This window comes from Candidatus Thorarchaeota archaeon (assembly GCA_013388835.1).
Classification (GTDB): Archaea; Asgardarchaeota; Thorarchaeia; order Thorarchaeales; family Thorarchaeaceae; genus JACAEL01.
In genome coordinates this window covers 49,912-66,280 of the sequence record JACAEL010000055.1, presented here as the reverse complement: position 1 = coordinate 66,280, position 16,369 = coordinate 49,912, and the positions used below count along the sequence as shown (strand labels likewise).

18 protein-coding genes are annotated in these 16,369 nt (G+C 53.1%); 13 read left to right on the top strand and 5 right to left on the bottom strand.

Annotation, left to right across the window (positions count from 1 at the left end; genetic code table 11):
* The first annotated feature begins 52 nt into the window (after positions 1–52).
* From HXY34_09775 to HXY34_09755, 5 genes are all read left to right on the top strand, one after another.
* Positions 53–388 (top strand): hypothetical protein, encoded by a 336-nt coding sequence (locus HXY34_09775; GenBank protein NWF96414.1) that lies wholly within the window; start codon positions 53–55, stop codon positions 386–388.
* A gap of 201 nt (positions 389–589) precedes the next feature.
* Entirely contained in the window at positions 590–1,405 is an 816-nt protein-coding gene (deoC, locus tag HXY34_09770) for a deoxyribose-phosphate aldolase (GenBank protein ID NWF96413.1), read from the top strand.
* A gap of 10 nt (positions 1,406–1,415) precedes the next feature.
* Positions 1,416–3,218: an aldehyde ferredoxin oxidoreductase family protein gene (locus HXY34_09765; GenBank protein NWF96412.1), complete on the top strand. Its 1,803-nt coding sequence runs from the start codon at positions 1,416–1,418 to the stop codon at positions 3,216–3,218.
* Positions 3,219–3,276: 58 nt separating this feature from the next.
* A complete protein-coding gene (locus tag HXY34_09760; GenBank protein ID NWF96411.1) occupies positions 3,277–5,229 on the top strand; it encodes a phosphoadenosine phosphosulfate reductase family protein in 1,953 nt (650 codons plus the stop codon).
* A 271-nt stretch (positions 5,230–5,500) separates the two neighbouring features.
* Positions 5,501–6,889, top strand: coding sequence for a hypothetical protein (locus tag HXY34_09755; protein NWF96410.1), 1,389 nt, complete (start codon positions 5,501–5,503; stop codon positions 6,887–6,889).
* A 7-nt stretch (positions 6,890–6,896) separates the two neighbouring features.
* On the opposite strand, the gene HXY34_09750 is transcribed toward HXY34_09755, so the two are convergent.
* The 5 genes from HXY34_09750 to HXY34_09730 all read right to left on the bottom strand — a co-directional run bounded on the left by HXY34_09750 (position 6,897) and on the right by HXY34_09730 (position 10,484).
* The gene (locus HXY34_09750; protein ID NWF96409.1) at positions 6,897–7,349 is read right to left on the bottom strand and encodes an FAD synthase; all 453 of its coding nucleotides are present in this window, start codon (positions 7,347–7,349) and stop codon (positions 6,897–6,899) included.
* Between the two features lie 24 nt (positions 7,350–7,373).
* Positions 7,374–7,634, bottom strand: a complete 261-nt coding sequence (locus HXY34_09745) for a hypothetical protein (GenBank protein ID NWF96408.1) — start codon at positions 7,632–7,634, stop codon at positions 7,374–7,376.
* Between the two features lie 24 nt (positions 7,635–7,658).
* Positions 7,659–9,869 carry a CDC48 family AAA ATPase gene (locus HXY34_09740; protein ID NWF96407.1) on the bottom strand — a complete coding sequence of 737 codons (2,211 nt, stop codon included), beginning with the start codon at positions 9,867–9,869 and terminating at the stop codon, positions 7,659–7,661.
* Positions 9,870–10,030: 161 nt separating this feature from the next.
* Positions 10,031–10,297, bottom strand: a complete 267-nt coding sequence (locus tag HXY34_09735; protein NWF96406.1) for an elongation factor 1-beta — start codon at positions 10,295–10,297, stop codon at positions 10,031–10,033.
* A 19-nt stretch (positions 10,298–10,316) separates the two neighbouring features.
* Positions 10,317–10,484 (bottom strand): DUF1610 domain-containing protein, encoded by a 168-nt coding sequence (locus HXY34_09730; protein ID NWF96405.1) that lies wholly within the window; start codon positions 10,482–10,484, stop codon positions 10,317–10,319.
* A gap of 177 nt (positions 10,485–10,661) precedes the next feature.
* On the opposite strand from HXY34_09730, the gene HXY34_09725 reads away from it, so the two are divergent.
* The 8 genes from HXY34_09725 to HXY34_09690 all read left to right on the top strand — a co-directional run bounded on the left by HXY34_09725 (position 10,662) and on the right by HXY34_09690 (position 16,361).
* On the top strand, positions 10,662–11,672 hold the full coding sequence (locus tag HXY34_09725) for a flap endonuclease-1 (GenBank protein NWF96404.1): 1,011 nt from the start codon (positions 10,662–10,664) through the stop codon (positions 11,670–11,672).
* Positions 11,673–11,740: 68 nt separating this feature from the next.
* On the top strand, positions 11,741–12,523 hold the full coding sequence (locus HXY34_09720) for a hypothetical protein (GenBank protein NWF96403.1): 783 nt from the start codon (positions 11,741–11,743) through the stop codon (positions 12,521–12,523).
* 78 nt (positions 12,524–12,601) lie between these two features.
* On the top strand, positions 12,602–13,015 hold the full coding sequence (locus tag HXY34_09715; protein ID NWF96402.1) for a translation initiation factor IF-2 subunit beta: 414 nt from the start codon (positions 12,602–12,604) through the stop codon (positions 13,013–13,015).
* 16 nt (positions 13,016–13,031) lie between these two features.
* Entirely contained in the window at positions 13,032–13,331 is a 300-nt protein-coding gene (locus HXY34_09710; GenBank protein NWF96401.1) for a DUF424 family protein, read from the top strand.
* A gap of 59 nt (positions 13,332–13,390) precedes the next feature.
* Entirely contained in the window at positions 13,391–14,482 is a 1,092-nt protein-coding gene (locus HXY34_09705) for a hypothetical protein (GenBank protein NWF96400.1), read from the top strand.
* A gap of 94 nt (positions 14,483–14,576) precedes the next feature.
* Entirely contained in the window at positions 14,577–14,903 is a 327-nt protein-coding gene (gene eif1A / locus HXY34_09700; protein ID NWF96399.1) for a translation initiation factor eIF-1A, read from the top strand.
* Between the two features lie 110 nt (positions 14,904–15,013).
* Positions 15,014–15,817: a serine protein kinase RIO gene (locus HXY34_09695; protein ID NWF96398.1), complete on the top strand. Its 804-nt coding sequence runs from the start codon at positions 15,014–15,016 to the stop codon at positions 15,815–15,817.
* Entirely contained in the window at positions 15,804–16,361 is a 558-nt protein-coding gene (locus HXY34_09690) for an RNA-processing protein (protein NWF96397.1), read from the top strand. Before HXY34_09695 ends, HXY34_09690 begins: the two co-directional genes overlap by 14 nt.
* Positions 16,362–16,369: the final 8 nt, after the last annotated feature.

Below are 16,369 nucleotides of genomic sequence, written 5' to 3'. Positions count from 1 at the left end.
ACTGTAAAAAGGCTCCCCTCTTTGTAGATGTTGTGCAAGGAGTATGCCACAGATGACCACCAAGGAGCCTTTGCCAAGTATAGAAGCTGAACTATACGAACTGAGTATGCCCGGACGACTCCTCGGCAAGGAGGTGTTGGACAATAGGGCCCGTCGGATTGGCATTGTCAGAAGCATACGCATAGGACTCCATCCAACCCGCTCTGAACTCATAGTCAAGGGTGCGGAAGTGGAGTTTCCTGTGGACTTCTCCAAGGTGGATGCCGTGGGGACTGTGGTCCAGTTGAACTCGGTTGTCAAAGAGGCGGAGGAAATCGAGGTCCATGATGTGATTCGACTGCAGAAAGAGGTCTTGGATGACATCCGCAGCTACTTAGGTTCTCGTTGACTGCTCTCTTGCATATTGGTCCCAACGCGCAGTATTCCTGATACCGATTCCCACTAGGCCCCGTGTCCATATTCACAGACGTGAGGTGACACAGCGCTCCCGCTGTACACTCTGGACATGACTGTTGTAGCAGAGTGCCCGCTAACGAAGTGGTTAATAGATTCAACAACGCACCTCCTGCGGGGCTGTTCCTGATTGAAAATCACTATGCAAGAACTTGCTGCAATGATTGATCATACTGTGCTGAAGCCAGAAACCACGCGCAGCAAAGTGCAACAGCTCTGTGAAGAAGCACTCTCGTATCACTTCGCAGCTGTCTGCATCAACCCGATTCATGTCGAACAGGCTGCGCTACTGCTCAAGGACTCCGATGTGAAAGTCTGTTGTGTTGTGGGTTTTCCACTTGGCGCGACCCTCCCTGAAGTGAAAGCTCTGGAGGCAAGAGAGGTCGTTCGCAGAGGTGCATCAGAGGTCGATATGGTGATGAACATTGGTGCGCTCAGAGACAATGACGAGGCCCTAGTACGCCGTGATATCGAGGGAGTCGTCAGCGCATCGGAGGGAGCTCATGTGAAGGTGATTCTTGAGACAGGCTTCCTCACCGACGACCAGAAGCGACAGGCCTGTCTAATCTGCAAAGATGCAGGGGCTTCTTTCGTCAAGACCTCGACGGGCTTCGGTCCGATGGGCGCTACACCGCATGATGTGCAGCTCATGCGTGAAGTGGTCGGCTCTTCAATGGGCGTCAAGGCTGCTGGAGGCATCAAGACATTCAAGGACGCTCTCAGACTCATTGAGGCTGGCGCAGACCGCCTTGGGTCAAGCTCGGGGGTGGCGATTGTAGAAGACTATCGTTGGGCGCAGTACAGTGATACTTGGACACTACCAGACAAGCCGTGTTGGACCTGTCCCTCCCGTCAGGCCAATCTCGCCACCCTGCCGAAAGAGGTCTATCTGTACTACAAACAGCAGTGTCTTACCTGTCCCCATAGGGACTTGAACGTCTTCAATGACTAGTGATATGGAGATGGCCCAGTTGACAGAATCTGTTTCACATTACTACTCAGAAACCAGGCTTCTCAGAGTGTCACTGAGTGACCAGAGGACCAAGAGTGAAGTCATTGACCCCACTCTGACTCAGAGATTCCTTGGAGGACGGGGACTCGGAGTGAAGCTGCTATACGACTGTCTTCCTCCCAAGACTCACTCACTATCTCCGGAGAATATGCTGGTCTTTGCTGTGGGTCCAGTGACAGCAACAACAGCACCCACCTCGGGCAGACTTGCTGTGGTGACGAAATCTCCTCTGACGGGAACAATCTTCGACTCAAATGTGGGCGGACACGTCGGTGCGCAGCTGAGGCGGGCGGGTTATTGCGCAGTCGTCATCACAGGTGCGGCAGACACCCCTGTGTATCTCTGGATTGATAATGACAACGTCGAGATCAGAGACGCTACTCCTCTGTGGGGCCTCGACACGGCTCTCACCACAGACCGTGTCCTGCAGCAGACCGACAGTCAGGCCCAAGTGTTATGTATTGGACCGGGCGGCGAGAACACTGTAAGTCTTGCAGCAATAATCACCGACAAGCACAGAGCGGCGGGTCGGGGCGGTGTGGGCGCAGTCATGGGTTCCAAGAAACTGAAGGCGGTGGTGGTCCGGGGTTCGGGTCGTCCGGAGGTCACTGACTCCCGGAAATTTGACTCTGCCGTAAAGCGGGCGAGACTTCTCCTGAAGAAGAACCCCATCACTGACAAGTCTCTTCCGGTCTACGGTACAAGTGTACTGGTCAATGTGATAAACGAGCTTGGAATGCTTCCCACTCACAACTTCCGAGAGGGGACCTTTAATGATGCCGAGGGGATTTCTGGTGAGAAGCTCTTGGAGCGCTTCTTCGTCAAGCCCTATCACTGCTATGGTTGCCCCATCGGGTGCGGCCGTATCATTCGCGTGGACGGCCCCGAGGAGGCTGGACCTGAGTACGAGTCCATCTGGTCGCTGGGTCCCCAGTGTGGAATAAGCGACCTGAAGTGGATTACGATTGCCAACCGTCGCTGCAATCTGTTGGGGGTTGACACAATCTCGGTAGGAAGCACGATTGGCTGTGCCATGGAGTTGGTTGAGAGGGGGCTGCTCAATGCATCTCTCAGATTTGGAAGCACAGATGGGTTGCTTGAACTGATTGATGACATGGCTCATAACCGAGGCCTGGGTGCTCAGCTTGCACGGGGGTCTCGTCTGCTAGCGGCAGGATTGGGCGCACCTGAGACTGCGATGCATGTCAAGGGACTGGAGATTCCCGCCTACGACCCTCGCGGTGTTCAGGGACATGCGCTAGGGTATGCGACATCGAACCGTGGCGGCTGCCATCTGCGCTCATACATGATTGGTCCCGAGGTATTGGGATCTCCGGTCCTTGTGGACCGAGACAGGACTGAAGGCAAGCCCGAGATGGTGATTCTATATCAGAACCTCTCTGCTGCGATGGACTCTATGATTGTCTGCAGATTCTCCAGCTTCGCTTGGACAGTGGATGACTATGCTGAACTTGTGTCCTCAGCTCTGGGCATACCCCTGAGCGGAAACGAACTGCTCGCAGTGGGTGAACGCATCTGGAACTTGGAGCGGCTGTTCAATCTACGAGAGGGTCTCAGTTCGGCGGATGACCGGCTACCATTTCGTTTTGATACTGCCCTAAGACAAGGCAATTCTAGGAATAGAGTCGCTAGAGTTAGCGAGATGCTTCCACACTACTACTCCCTCCGGGGATGGGATGAGCAAGGGGTGCCGACGCCGGAGAAACTGAGTCAGATAGGTCTTGCTGCATAGCACCAGATGACAAGAGTCAAGTCCTTGTTAGATTCCCATCAAACGAGGCTGATAGAAGCTGCCCAAGACACAGCGTAACAGGCGAAAGTTCAGACGTGACCATGCTCCATATCTGGCAAAGATTCGCCTTTTTTGGTGCGACTCGTGCAATGTGCCACGTATATCAAGCGGACCCTGCTCGGTCTGCGGCACGGCTGCAAGGTCTGTTGCAATCTCTCCCCCTGGCGACCCCTTTCCTGCCATGGAGGGGCACATTCAAGCCGCAGTAGAAGCCATCGATAAGCAGTTCGGGTCAGGAGTAGGAAGGTCTCTGCTTCCCTCTGACAAGACGATTGTGATGAACAAGATACCCTCACTTGATGCAATGTACGAGATTGTAGTAGATGGCTATATCGTGGGCAGGCTCAGGTTTGACGTTCCAAGAATGCAGTACACGTTTCTTCTCTCCCTTGAGGGTGCGCGTCGTCTTGGCACAGTCAGCAAGCAGAAGTGGGTTTCTTGTCACGATGAGGTCCTCCGATTCCTGAAGGATGGTGCGAGTCTTCTTGTACCGGGGATAGCGGGGTGCGACATGGACATAGAGCTGGGAGATGAGGTCTGGGTCACCAACTCTCTGGGTCAAGTCGTTGCAGTTGGGATTGCCAGAATGACCGGAAGGGAGATTGCCAAGGCATCACGAGGGCTTGCAGTCAAGATACGTGAGTTCTCCGAGCCAGCAGGCGAACGCACAAACGAGAAGGCCGCCTCTTGGGATGACGCTGTGTTGGCAAATGGCAAGGACTTGAGTTCAATCGAAACTCGTGCTCTAGGTTTCATCAGGTCGGTAATCCAACAGAGAGCGTTACCAGTCGTTGTCGGTTTCAGCGGGGGTAAAGACTCTCTTGTTACCTACCTCCTCGTTGAGAAGGCCATTGGGAGAAGCCCTCCCATGTTCTTCATGAACACGGGTCTAGAGCTCCCGGAGACCGTCGAGTATGTTGAGGCATTCGCGGCAAGACATGGTGCAGACCTCATAACACGCAACATGGGCGATCACTTCTGGGCGGCGGTTTCGAGCTTCGGTCCTCCAGCTCGTGACTTTCGGTGGTGCTGCAAAGTGCTCAAACTCGGACCGGCTGCCACATCAATTGTTGAGACTCTAGGCGGCGAGACTCTCGCATTCATGGGCCAGCGCAAGCTGGAGTCCTTCCAGAGGTCGATTGAGCCGAAGGTCTCCATGAACACATGGGTTCCAGGGCAGATATCTGCGAATGCTATACAGGACTGGAATGCTCTCGAGGTCTGGCTCTTCATCTTTCAGAGTGGGGAGCCGTTCAACCCACTTTACAGTAAAGGATACCATAGAATGGGCTGTTATCTGTGTCCCGCCTCTCCGATATCGGAGTTGCGTAGCATTGAGAAGTCCCATCCCCAGTTGTACACCCGATGGATGAGCCTTCTTGAGCAATGGGCAAGAGACCACGGTCTACCGAAAGAGTGGGCCGAGTTTGGTTTCTGGCGTTGGAAGACTCTCCCGAAAGGACAGATTGAACTCATGACGGACTTGGGACTTGAGATGGCTGTCACAAGGGTCTCTCCAGCGCAAGCACTTGAACTCAATATAGCAAAGGGAGTGTCGCCCTGCAAGGCATCAGGATTCAGCATCGAGGGCCAGTTCTCTTCAGGCATCGATCTGAGTCGTGTGGGCAGGCTGTTGCCGATATTCGGGCCTGTGAGAGAATCCGAGGAGCTGGGGGCCATAAGAGTGAAGGCCGGAATGAACAGCGTACTGCTCTTCAGTTCTGGATCGCTTGTTGTACGCGGACCTGACGCGGAGTCGGTCGAGCGTATCACTCCGCAGCTAGAGCGGGCAGTGCGGCGTGCTGTCTTCTGCCAAGCGTGTGGCTCGTGTGTGCCCAAGTGTAAGAACGAGGCTCTCTCAATTGATGAAGGAAGAATATCAGTGGATCCCGACCGGTGCACGAATTGTCTGGAGTGCGATAGTTGGCCCTGTCCAACGTATCTGTCCTGACAGAGGTGCAGGCAGCTTGGAGCGAGGTCGCATCGAAGCGAGGCCTCTCCGTCGTCGTGGCACTTTGACGACTCGATGGACTTGTGCAGACAGACAATGTTGTGCCTGAGCATATGTCCGATTGACTGGAGCTGACCAGAGCATTGATGTACGCTGTTCGATTCCGTCCATCTGCCCGACATCTACACAGGACTTTGACAAAAGGTTAATTACGCTGTCCAAGCGCTCCCTTAGAGCCACACATCAGTCACGAGAATGGAGGTCTCTCGTATTGCTCCGGACCATCTCCTACAAGATTTATGAGATGCGGCGATACCTGGTACTCAGTCTTGTCATTTCTATAGTCGCCATACCTATCGGTAATTCACTGGTCATTCAGCGTGATCGAAACCGGGATGAGATGTACGGTGAGGCCTTCTGGATATACCACTTCGAAGTCTACAATATGACTGACGAGGAACTCGCGGCCGCACTGCCTCCTGAATGGGGCTACAACGACGGGGAACACACCTTACCCAGCTACCTGGGAAACATAACATATGAGTATCCCGTCTTTGCCTTGATTTTCTTCTCTATAGCGACTTGGCTGTTTCCAGGTGTGAACGACCTACAGCCCTTGTGGTTGAACTTCCTTCTCGTCCTAGTGTTCAATCTGAACTTGGTCATGATTGCAGTCCTTCTGGGTAACAGGCTATACACTGCCAGGTGGGCCCGGCTCTTCTTTGGAGGCTATTTCGTCTACGGTCTGATACTGTCGGCCGGTGGTGGAAAGCTTGAGCCACTTGCGGACTGTCTGATGCTCATGGCGATGATACTTCGAAGCGAGGGCCAGCGAGGCAAGGCGATGTTCACGCTGGGTCTTGCTGTCCAGACGAAGATATACCCCGGAGTACTACTCCCACTCATGTTCTTAGAGGCTCCTTCTTCGGTTCTGTGGTTCGGAGCCTCGATGCTCCTTACTGTGATTCCATTCCTCTCACAAGGACTAAGCTACGACTCTCTGCTAAACCACTTCCTGAACACCCCATCCTACAGCGAGCAGATAGTCAACCCACTGTATCCGGGCTTCGGTTGGGCAACACCAGTACTTGGTACAACCGAGACCTATTTCTGGCCCGCGGGACTGATTCCACTTACAGTCTACATTGCCTTCATGGTCTATACGCTCCGCCCATTCATCCCTAGTCTTCACGACCTCAGTCAGGTCTCTCTTGCGGAGCCTTATACAGGCAGTTCGATTCTGAGGCCTTTCCGCCTGCTGTTCAAGCGTCTACTGGTAATGAAGCCCCTGTATGTCTATATGCTTCCGGCAATACTGATTGTATACCGTTGGGTTATGCCTTGGTATCTATTCTGGCTGGGTCTGATGATACTGGTTCTTGATCGAGACGAGGACTGTATAGCCTACTTGAAGCTCATCACCGTCGTGGGCTTTCTGTATGCGTTCGGGCTTATCTGCAACTGGCCGTACTTCATTACAGGGCCTGCACAAGACTTCTATCGTCACTTCATCCTCGGCTGGTACACGCTCGTGGGTGTAGGTGTGATGGTGGCTATTGCCTCTGTCCTCTTTGTTGTATGGAAGTTCGAGATTGAGAGGCGTGAACGCATGGCTGATATGATTAGAGAGGCGGAGGCACGAGGGGAGCTGATCATCTAGTCCTCTCTCATATGGTGTCCGAGTAGTGCTCGATTATGCGGTGTCTTATCTGTGTTGAAGAGCTCAGGCTATCCGCCTCTCTCTTCTCCAGTCGAACAATCTTGGTCTTCATTCCTAGGCTTTGAAACCTTGCCTCAAGTGCCTCAATGTCTGCATACTGGTCATATCCAAGAGCGACGATGTCTGGTTTGATATCTACCACTATCTTTGTGTGATCATAAGTATCGTAACCAAGAATCGCTCTGTCAACCACTCGTAGTGCGGCGACAATCCGTCTCCTGTGCTCCTCCGGGAATATGGGTGCTCTGTTCCTCTCTCTGAGCACAGTCTTGTCCCGCGCCACGACGACTACTAGCTCACCGTCCTCTCCGGCTAGTTCCCTTGCTTGCTCCAAGTAGGCGAGATGACCCAAGTGAAGCAAATCGAACTTGCCCGCTGCGAGGACTCTCTTGCCTGACACGAAATCCAGGCCTCCACTCTCCAGCTAGTCCTCATCGACTGCAAGGAACTCGTGGTCCTCTCTGATGACCTCAATCCTGCGTCTTGTCTTCATTATCTGGCTCACGTGGACCAGCCCATTAATCTCAAGCTGCATCAGGGCAGAGTTGAGTTCTGCCTCGCTTGGTTGCTTGCCAAGTTCCGCTTGGAGTGCTCGCTCAAGTTCGTCATCCAGTATCACACCATGACGTCCACTGAGGATGTTCATTATGAGCGTTCGAAGCGGGATTGCAGTCCATGTTGACATCTCTCTAGACTCCTTTTGGATTCACTAGACATATGCTCCTCCAGTACCGGAGGACTCCCGAACTCTCCTAAGTTCTTTGTCTAGGTTCTTATAACGTTCGATGTCCTCCTTTGAAACAGATGCTTGCATGCTTGTCATGGCCTCCTTGAAGTGCCTCATTGACACCTCCTTCGTTTCCATGTCCTCCCTGAGGGCGCGGATGGCCGCTTCTCTGCACAGTGCTTCAATGTCGCCTCCCACATAGTTGGATGTCAGGCGCGCAAGTTCGTCAAGGTCCACATCCTTGTTCAGCGGCATTCCTGCATCTACTGTGTAGAGCTTGAATATCTCCCGTCTGCTGAGTTCATCTGGTGCATCAACAAAGACCCATCTGTCAAACCGACCTGTCCTGAGCAGCGCCCTGTCTATGAGGTCTGGCCGATTCGTCGCAGCGAGGACGACGACATCTTTCATGGACTCCAAGCCGTCCATCTCGGTCAGGAGCTGGCTTATGACACGCTCTGTGACCAGACTGCCGTCAGAAACCCGTCCTCTGGACGGAGCTATCGCATCTATCTCGTCAAAGAATATCAGTGAGGGAGCTGCGGTCCTTGCCTTTCTGAAGACCTCACGGATTGCCTTTTCGCTCTCGCCCACCCACTTTGAGATGAGTTCGGGACCCTTGACGCTGATGAAGTTCGCCTTGCTCTCGGTTGCCACGGCCCTTGCTAGGAGCGTCTTTCCGCATCCTGGAGGACCGTATATGAGTACTCCCTTTGGAGGGGATATTCCCATTCGTTTGAATACCTCTGGACGGTTCAGGGGCCACTCTACAACTTCACGAAGTTCACGCTTGACGCTTTCCAGTCCTCCAATCTGGTCCCAGTGAACGTTGGGTATCTCCACAAAGACCTCTCTTATCGCAGAGGGCATTACTTCTTTCAGTGCCTCCTTGAAGTCATTGTTGTTGACTTCAAGTTTCATGAGGACCTCTTCAGGAATCTCCTCGCTACTCTCTACCATGTTCGACAGGATGTCTGGCAGATACCTCCTGAGTGCCTTCATTGCAGCCTCACGACACAGTGCGTGCAGATCTGCGCCCACAAAGCCGTGCGTGTCCTTGGCCAATGCTTCAAGCTGTACTTTTCCCTCCCCCTCACTGGTAAGAGGCATCTCCCTTGTGTGTATGTGGAGGACTTCCATCCTCCCAGCCTCATCAGGAACACCTATCTCTATCTCACGGTCGAATCTGCCGGGCCTTCGCAATGCGGGGTCTAGTGAGTTGACCCTGTTGGTGGCTCCAATCACTATGACCTGTCCTCTGGACTTCAGACCATCCATTGTTGCCAAGAGCTGAGCGACAACCCTTCGCTCAACCTCCCCCTGGACTTCTTCACGCTTGGGGGCTATCGCGTCCAGCTCATCGATGAAAATGATGCTCGGGGCGTTCTCCTCCGCATCTTCGAAGATCTTTCTCAGCTTCTGTTCTGACTCGCCATAGAACTTTGACATGATTTCCGGGCCGTTTATGTGCACAAAGTTCGCGTCTGACTCGTTGGCCACAGCCTTGGCCATGAGTGTCTTTCCTGTGCCTGGTGGTCCATGGAGTATCAGTCCCCTCGGTGGGTCGATTCCCAGTCGCTTGAAGAGTTCCGGATGTCGCATGGGAAGCTCCACCATCTCTCGGATTTTCTGTATCTCGGGTCCGAGTCCACCAATGTCCTCGTATGTGACCTCCGATGTTGCAGTGGTCTCTCCAGTGGGTTTCTCAGTGATGGTCAGTATCGTGGAGTGTTGAATGACCACTGTTCCGCCAGGTTTCACGTCTGTGACCTTAAAGGGTATAGCGCGTCCCAGAATCGGGATGTATACAGTGTCTTGCAGTGTCACAGGGCAATTCAGCAGCTTTCTCTTGACGAATTCCTCAAACCTGGGTTCAGGTCGGATTGGCACAGAGGTGGGCGCAAGTGTGACGTTTCTTGCAGGTTGTTCTTCTGCGCGCATGACGGTCACTTTCTCGCTGAGGCTCACACCCGCATTCCTTCTGATGCGCCCATCCATTCGTATGATTTCTCTTCCCTTGTCCCCTTGATAGGCTGGCCAGGCTATCGCTGCCGTAGTCCGTTTTCCTTTGATTTGGATGATGTCACCGGTTCTCACTCCGAGAGCTTCCATCGATATGGCATCAATACGTACGATGAATCGGCCTATGTCGCGGTGCTCTGCTTCGGCCACCTTTAGAACGATCTCATTCAATGCGCGAACTCAACCTCCATGACATCGGAAGCGGTGCAGTGTCGGAATGGACGGCTTCCACGACCGCCCTTTATCTTCTCGGGCTGCCGACTTGCAAATGAGTTTTTCTTGAAGTTATTAACCTGCACATGTGAGCGCTCTGCATAGCAGGCTGACAATGGTCACACCCGTGAGAGCATCTCGACATCCACTTGGGCAACACCATCAATGGCGGTTATGGCAGCTTCGATGTCGTCCACGCCTCCAGCAGACTCCTCTCGCGCCACATTGAGCCGGATTGCCTTGAGACCGAACGCAACTGGCACTATCTCGTGCGCTCGCACATCAGTGCCGCGTGGCACAGCTGCCTTGATCTTCTTGAGAAGCTGGTCGAGATTCACATCGACATCTTCAGGCATTATCCGGAGCGTGACAACTACTCGCGCCATGTCAAATCAACTCCATTCTCTACGGCCCCTCAAAGCCGCAGTTCGGACAGCTGTACCTCACGGAGAACTTCCGACACACTTCGCATCGCCATATGGTGAAGCCACCGCATTGTGGGCAACTGAACTTCACATTTCTCCCTTGTGGGGAAACAGACCTGTGGCAGGAGGTACACCTGATTGCTTTCATGGATGCCAATATATCACCCGAAGGAACTGTTCTCTCGGTCCTGACTCTTGGCCCCCATCATTGGGGTTTTTATAAACCTAACGAAGAATACGCATGAGACTGTCCTCAACCAGTTTCGTCCTGTGTCCATCTTGGGCACCCGACACATCGAGATTGACATACACGGAGTGTTCTCTCGTGGGTACCAAACTTGGCGACGTAGTCACCGCGGAAACAATCAGTCTGAATGAACTTGCTCGTAAGGCCATCGCTATCGATGCATTCAACACACTCTATCAGTTCCTTGCTACCATTCGACAACCTGATGGCACTCCACTCCAAGACTTCAAAGGACGAGTGACGAGCCATCTGACTGGTCTCTTCTATAGAACCCTTAACTTGCTTGAGCATGAGATTCGACCTGTGTATGTGTTTGACGGGGAGTCTCCACTGCTCAAGGCCGCAGAGATTGAGAGGCGACGCATGGCCCGGGATGCAGCCTACGAAGACTGGATACAAGCCAGGGAAGAGGGCCGTATCGAAGATGCAAGGAAGGCCGCACAAGGAAGTTCTAGACTGAGTGGAGAGATGGTCGAGGAGAGCAAGCTGCTGCTGCAGGCACTTGGAGTCCCTTGTGTTCAGGCTCCCTCTGAAGGCGAGGCTCTCGCTGCACAGATGGCCCGTTCCGGCGAAGTGTGGGCCAGCGCAAGCCAAGACTACGACTCATTGTTGTACGGCAGTCCCCGCGTGATTCGTAATCTGTCAGTGAGCGGCAGGAGGCGCGCATCACGAGGCGGCGGCTTCAAGACAGTGCTTCCCGAGGTGGTCGACCTTGAAGTAAACCTTCGAGTGTTGGGCCTAACCCGCGTACAGCTGATTGATGTGGCAATCCTCTTGGGTACCGACTACAATGAAAAGGTGGCTGGGGTCGGGTGGAAGAAAGCTGTCAAACTGATCAAGCAACACGGAAGACTGGAAACCGCAGCAGAGGCAGCCAAGATCCGGTTGGACTTCTCTGTGGACGAGATCCGAAACATATTCCTCAATCCCCCTTCCATTGAAACGCCACAGCTTCATTGGACTGACCCGAATGAGGATGCCGTACTGAGGATACTCTGCAGGGAGCACAACTTTAGCGAGGAGCGAGTGAATACTGGTCTTTCGCGTCTGAGTGGTTCACGTCAGAGTGCTCTCTCCGATTTCATGTGAACGGCTGTTTGCGTATACGATAAATAGCATCACGCAGTAAATGAACACTGAACAGGCAGGTCCTAGGAATGAAAGAGCGCATAGCTGCTGTTAGGGTGAATCTGCACGACATTGAGAGCTGTGAATTGCGTTCAGAAGGCGATGGTCCCAGGTTTGTGACTCCAAACGGGGTGGAGATGCGACGGATTCTCACAGTAGGTCATGTTGTTGACAGATTCCAGTCAAAGAAGGACAAGGAGTTTGCCACAATCACCCTTGATGACACCACTGGGACTGTTCGAGTGAAGGCATGGGACTCGGACCCTCGAAAGCTTGGGCTGGTCAAGACAACCAACAAGGGCGGACTCGTGCTGGTGGTTGGGAAGCTGCGTCAGTCACAAGGACAGGAGGGACAGAGCCCTGAGGTGTACATTGAACCTGAAGTGATTCGAGAATTGAAGAATCCGAACTACATAACCCTACACATACTAGAGCGTAGCATGGGGATTATCAGACTAACCGGTGTGCCATTGCAAGCTGACACAGATCGCGATGACTCTCGTCCCACAGTGGAAGTGCCAGAGATGACCAAGCCTGCAGAGAGTGTCCGAGCTACTGCTGAGACGCGCTCGGAGAAGAAGTCGCGAAGAGGTTCTGGTGCAGCGCGAGAGAAGGAGGACCATACACTGCCCGGTCAGATACTCGAGTTCATCAGGGCCAATGCCGGAGACAAAGGGGTCGACATCAAGAGGATTGCAGAGGAGTTTGCGGCCAAGGGGATTCAGAAGTCTGAAGTCCAGCTGCATGTCATTGACCTTCAAGAGAAGCAGCTAATCAGAGAAGTGAAGGTCGGGTGGTTTGTTCCATCTTAGTTGTTCTCTGAAGGAATCTTTGAACTGAGAGTCTCACCAAGCAGAAGCTTCAATAGCGATGCCGACTGGAATACCAGTATGGATGACTACGAACGCCTGCTGCAACGTGCTCGGTCACAGGTGCCGGAAGACGCTTTCAAACGAACCGGAGAGCGGTTCCAAGTGCCACCTGTGGAGCTGATGGTCCAGGGCAACCGGAGCTATTGGCAGAACTTTCAGGAGATAGTTGACGTCTTGAATCGCTCCGGGAAGGAGGTCTTGAAGTATGTGTCTGGTCAGCTCGCTACTGCAGGCATTTTCGAAGGCAGTGGGGCTGCATTCAATGGGAAGTTCTCGCCGAAACAGATAGAGGATCTACTGTGGCAGTACATAAACCAGTACGTGATATGCCCTGTCTGTGGTCGTCCAGATACTAACGAGTCCCATGAGAGTGGTGCCTACTATCTGGTCTGCACGGCTTGTGGTGCACGTACCGCGATAAGGCCCGTGTAAACAATATGGTGATCTCATGAGTTCTGTCTATATGCGCGTGAGAGAGACCCTCGAGCACTACCTCGTCGCAGTCTGTGATAAGGAGCTCCTTGGAAAGACCTTGGTTCAGGGAGACCTTCAGTTCAAGGTCAGTGAGGAGTTCTATGGCGGCGAGCTGGTGGACTTGAAGACATGCCTTGAGCACATGCAGCGTGCCACAATCGTCAACATGGTCGGTGCGACCACGGTCAAAGCTGCAATCGATGCAGGAATGGTGCACAGACAGGCTGTCGTCTACATAGACGGGCAACCACATGCGATGTGGGTTCGTCTATAGATGTCGTCGCATCAAGCAGCTTATAATGCGTGCACAGAATACGCAATTGGTGGAGTGCAATGCCTGCACCATGTTATGTATGTGGCGCCGAATCGATAGTGGAGGGACTATGTCCGCGATGCTACAGAGAATCACATCCACTAGTCCACATCGACTCCCCTCTGTCAATGCAAGTCTGCAGGCGTTGTGGTGCGGTTGCTCTCCCTGGTGGTTGGAAGCCAATCCTAGAGCACTACGTGAATGCCACCGAACTGCTAGACCTGCAGATTGCGCTGTTCATCTCGCATGAGGCTAGTCTTCTGAATGCTGACGTAGATCTGTACCATGAGATAGAGCGTCAGCTTGATCGTGTAGTGGACCTATCCGTGGTCGCGCATGGCAAGTCGCACAATGAACTTGAGGCGCATGAGGAGCGGATACCAGTGCAAATCCGCATCAGCCCTGCAACATGCGATACATGTGGGCTGATGAGTGGCGGCTATCACAATGCTGTGCTTCAGATTCGAGCTCAAGGGCGTCATCTCTCCGAAGACGAGGTTGAGCGAATTAGCGACATCGTCACACAGATGACTCATGACGCCTATGGTCGGGATGTCAAGGCCTTCGTGACTTCAGTCGAGCGTCACAAGTACGGTTTGGACTTCAAGATAGGGTCCGAGCATCTTGCTCGACGAATATCCGATGAGATTGAGTCAACGTTTCTGGCCGAGAGGAAGGAGAACTATAAGCTCATCAGTCAGGAGCCGGGCAGCAAGGGAAAATACAGGGTGACCATTGTCCTTCGACTCCCCCGGTTTGTAGCGGGCGACTTCCTAATGGTCGGTGGTCATCCGTGTCAAGCCAAGGCAATCGCGCATGGCAATCTGAGCTGTTATGACCTGGTTGATGGGACTACCTTCGCCGTGAACCCTCGCAGTTCCAAGTGGAGTTCTGTAGAGTTCATATGTTCTGAGGAACGGAAGCGGAGATACACTGCTGTTGCAGACTGCCAAGGACAGTCAGTACTCTTCATGGACTTGACTTCCTTCGCTACAGTCGAAGTCGACTCGAAGCGACTAAATGTGCCCGTCCGAGTTGGGGACACGGTCTCTGCACTGCTTCTGGACGATACTCTGTACGTCATAGAGTTGGATGAGACTCCAGCGCAGTAGAAGGTCCCACTTCTGTTTCGGTACGCTTAAATGCCTCAAGAGCCTCCAGCTGGCAGCGCTCCGCTTCCTTCCGGAGCTGAATGACAGATGGAGGATGTTTTTGTCCAATCGAGAATCCGATGACGCGGGAACTGGTGAGGTAACGAGAGTCAGGGTCCCAAATCGTAACGATGGTGAGATGTTCGGTATCATTGTCCAGATGCTAGGCTTTGACAGGGTGCGCGTTCGCTGCGAGGACGGAGAGATTCGTGTGGGACGAATCCCGGGCAGGATGAAGAAGCGGGTCTGGATGAGAATCGGCGATACTGTGCTTGTAGTCCCATGGGACTTCCAGACTGAAGCAAAGTGCGATGTAGTCTGGCGCTATCGTGGTAATGAACTCGATTGGCTTCAGAAGAAAGGAATCCTTAAGATGTTCTAGTTCCTGATGTCCTGTTCTCTGAACCGAAGCGAGAGATGGGTCCTAGCCAATGTGCAAGATTCCTTTGCACTGCTCTCGTCTGTGTGCTTGTAGTGAGTCGGTGAGTGCCGTTGAAGCGCATTGAAACGAAGCGCAGATTGATTGAGTCTGATATCGAACGCCGTGGAATGAAGCGTCGTCATGACGACGACGAGTTCAAAGTGGTAGAGGGCGTGATTGACCCACCGACTCTGAAGGTGTTGTATCGGCTTCTCGGCAGAGGCACCCTCCGCAGAATCCATGGTGTGGTCAGTGCCGGCAAAGAGTCGAACATCTACAGGGGTGAGGACGCGGAAGGGAATGCAGTTGCCATCAAGATATACCGAGTTGTGACTGCTCAATCCAACTATATGTCTGAGTACATCCTCGGAGACCCTCGCTTCAGACATGTCAGTCGCCGAAATCGGCAGCTCATCCCGCTCTGGGCAATGAAAGAGTACAAGAACCTTCAGAGATATAGCGCGGCGGGAGTACGTGTTCCTCGTCCGCTTGACATTCAGCGGAACGTCCTGGTGATGGAGTTTATCGGTGACAGCAGTTCGGGCAATGCAGCTCCTCTTCTTCGGGATACTCGATTAGAGTCACCAGCGGAGGTGTTTGATGAAATCATCTCAATGGTGGAGATTGGCTACAGAGAGGCTGGTCTGGTCCACGCGGATCTCAGTGAGTACAACATCCTGTGGAGCAATGGTCCCGTATTCATCGATGTGTCTCAGTCTGTACTCAGAACCCACGAGCATGCTAGGCAGTTCCTGCTTCGTGACATTCAAAACGTGATTGCATACTTCAAGAAACTCGGTGTCGAAACTGACAATCCACAACTCATTGTTGACTCGATCGTCAATTCTGGTGAACTAACAGATGATGCACATTGAAACGTTACGGATTCCTACGGAACGAGTGGGTGTCATTATTGGGCGGAACGGTCGAGTCAAGAAAAGAATAGAGTCGCTGACCAATGTGATTCTGGAGATAGATCACGAGGGTCTTGTGATAATCAGGAGTCCGCCTGACACGGAAGACCCCGTACTACTGTGGAAGGCGCGTGACATTGTGCATGCTATAGGTAGGGGATTCAGTCCACACAATGCGCTTACGCTGATTGATGAGGACGCTCGACTGGTCGTGATGTCTCTGAAAGAGAATGCCGGGTCGTCACCGTCCCATATAAAGCGCATTTCCGGACGACTGATTGGAGAGAGGGGTCGTGCACGACGCGTAATCGAAGAGATAACCGGGGTCAAAGTCAGCGTGTACGGTCACACGGCTTCAATAATCGGAGTTGACCCGGGCTTGGAGTATGCAACCCGCGCCATTGAAATGCTCATTCAGGGTGCTCCTCACCCGGCAGTATACGGATACCTTGAGAAGATGCGTCGCGAGATAACCCGTGCATCCGTGGAGCTGTGGGAGCAGTAGGTCCGTAA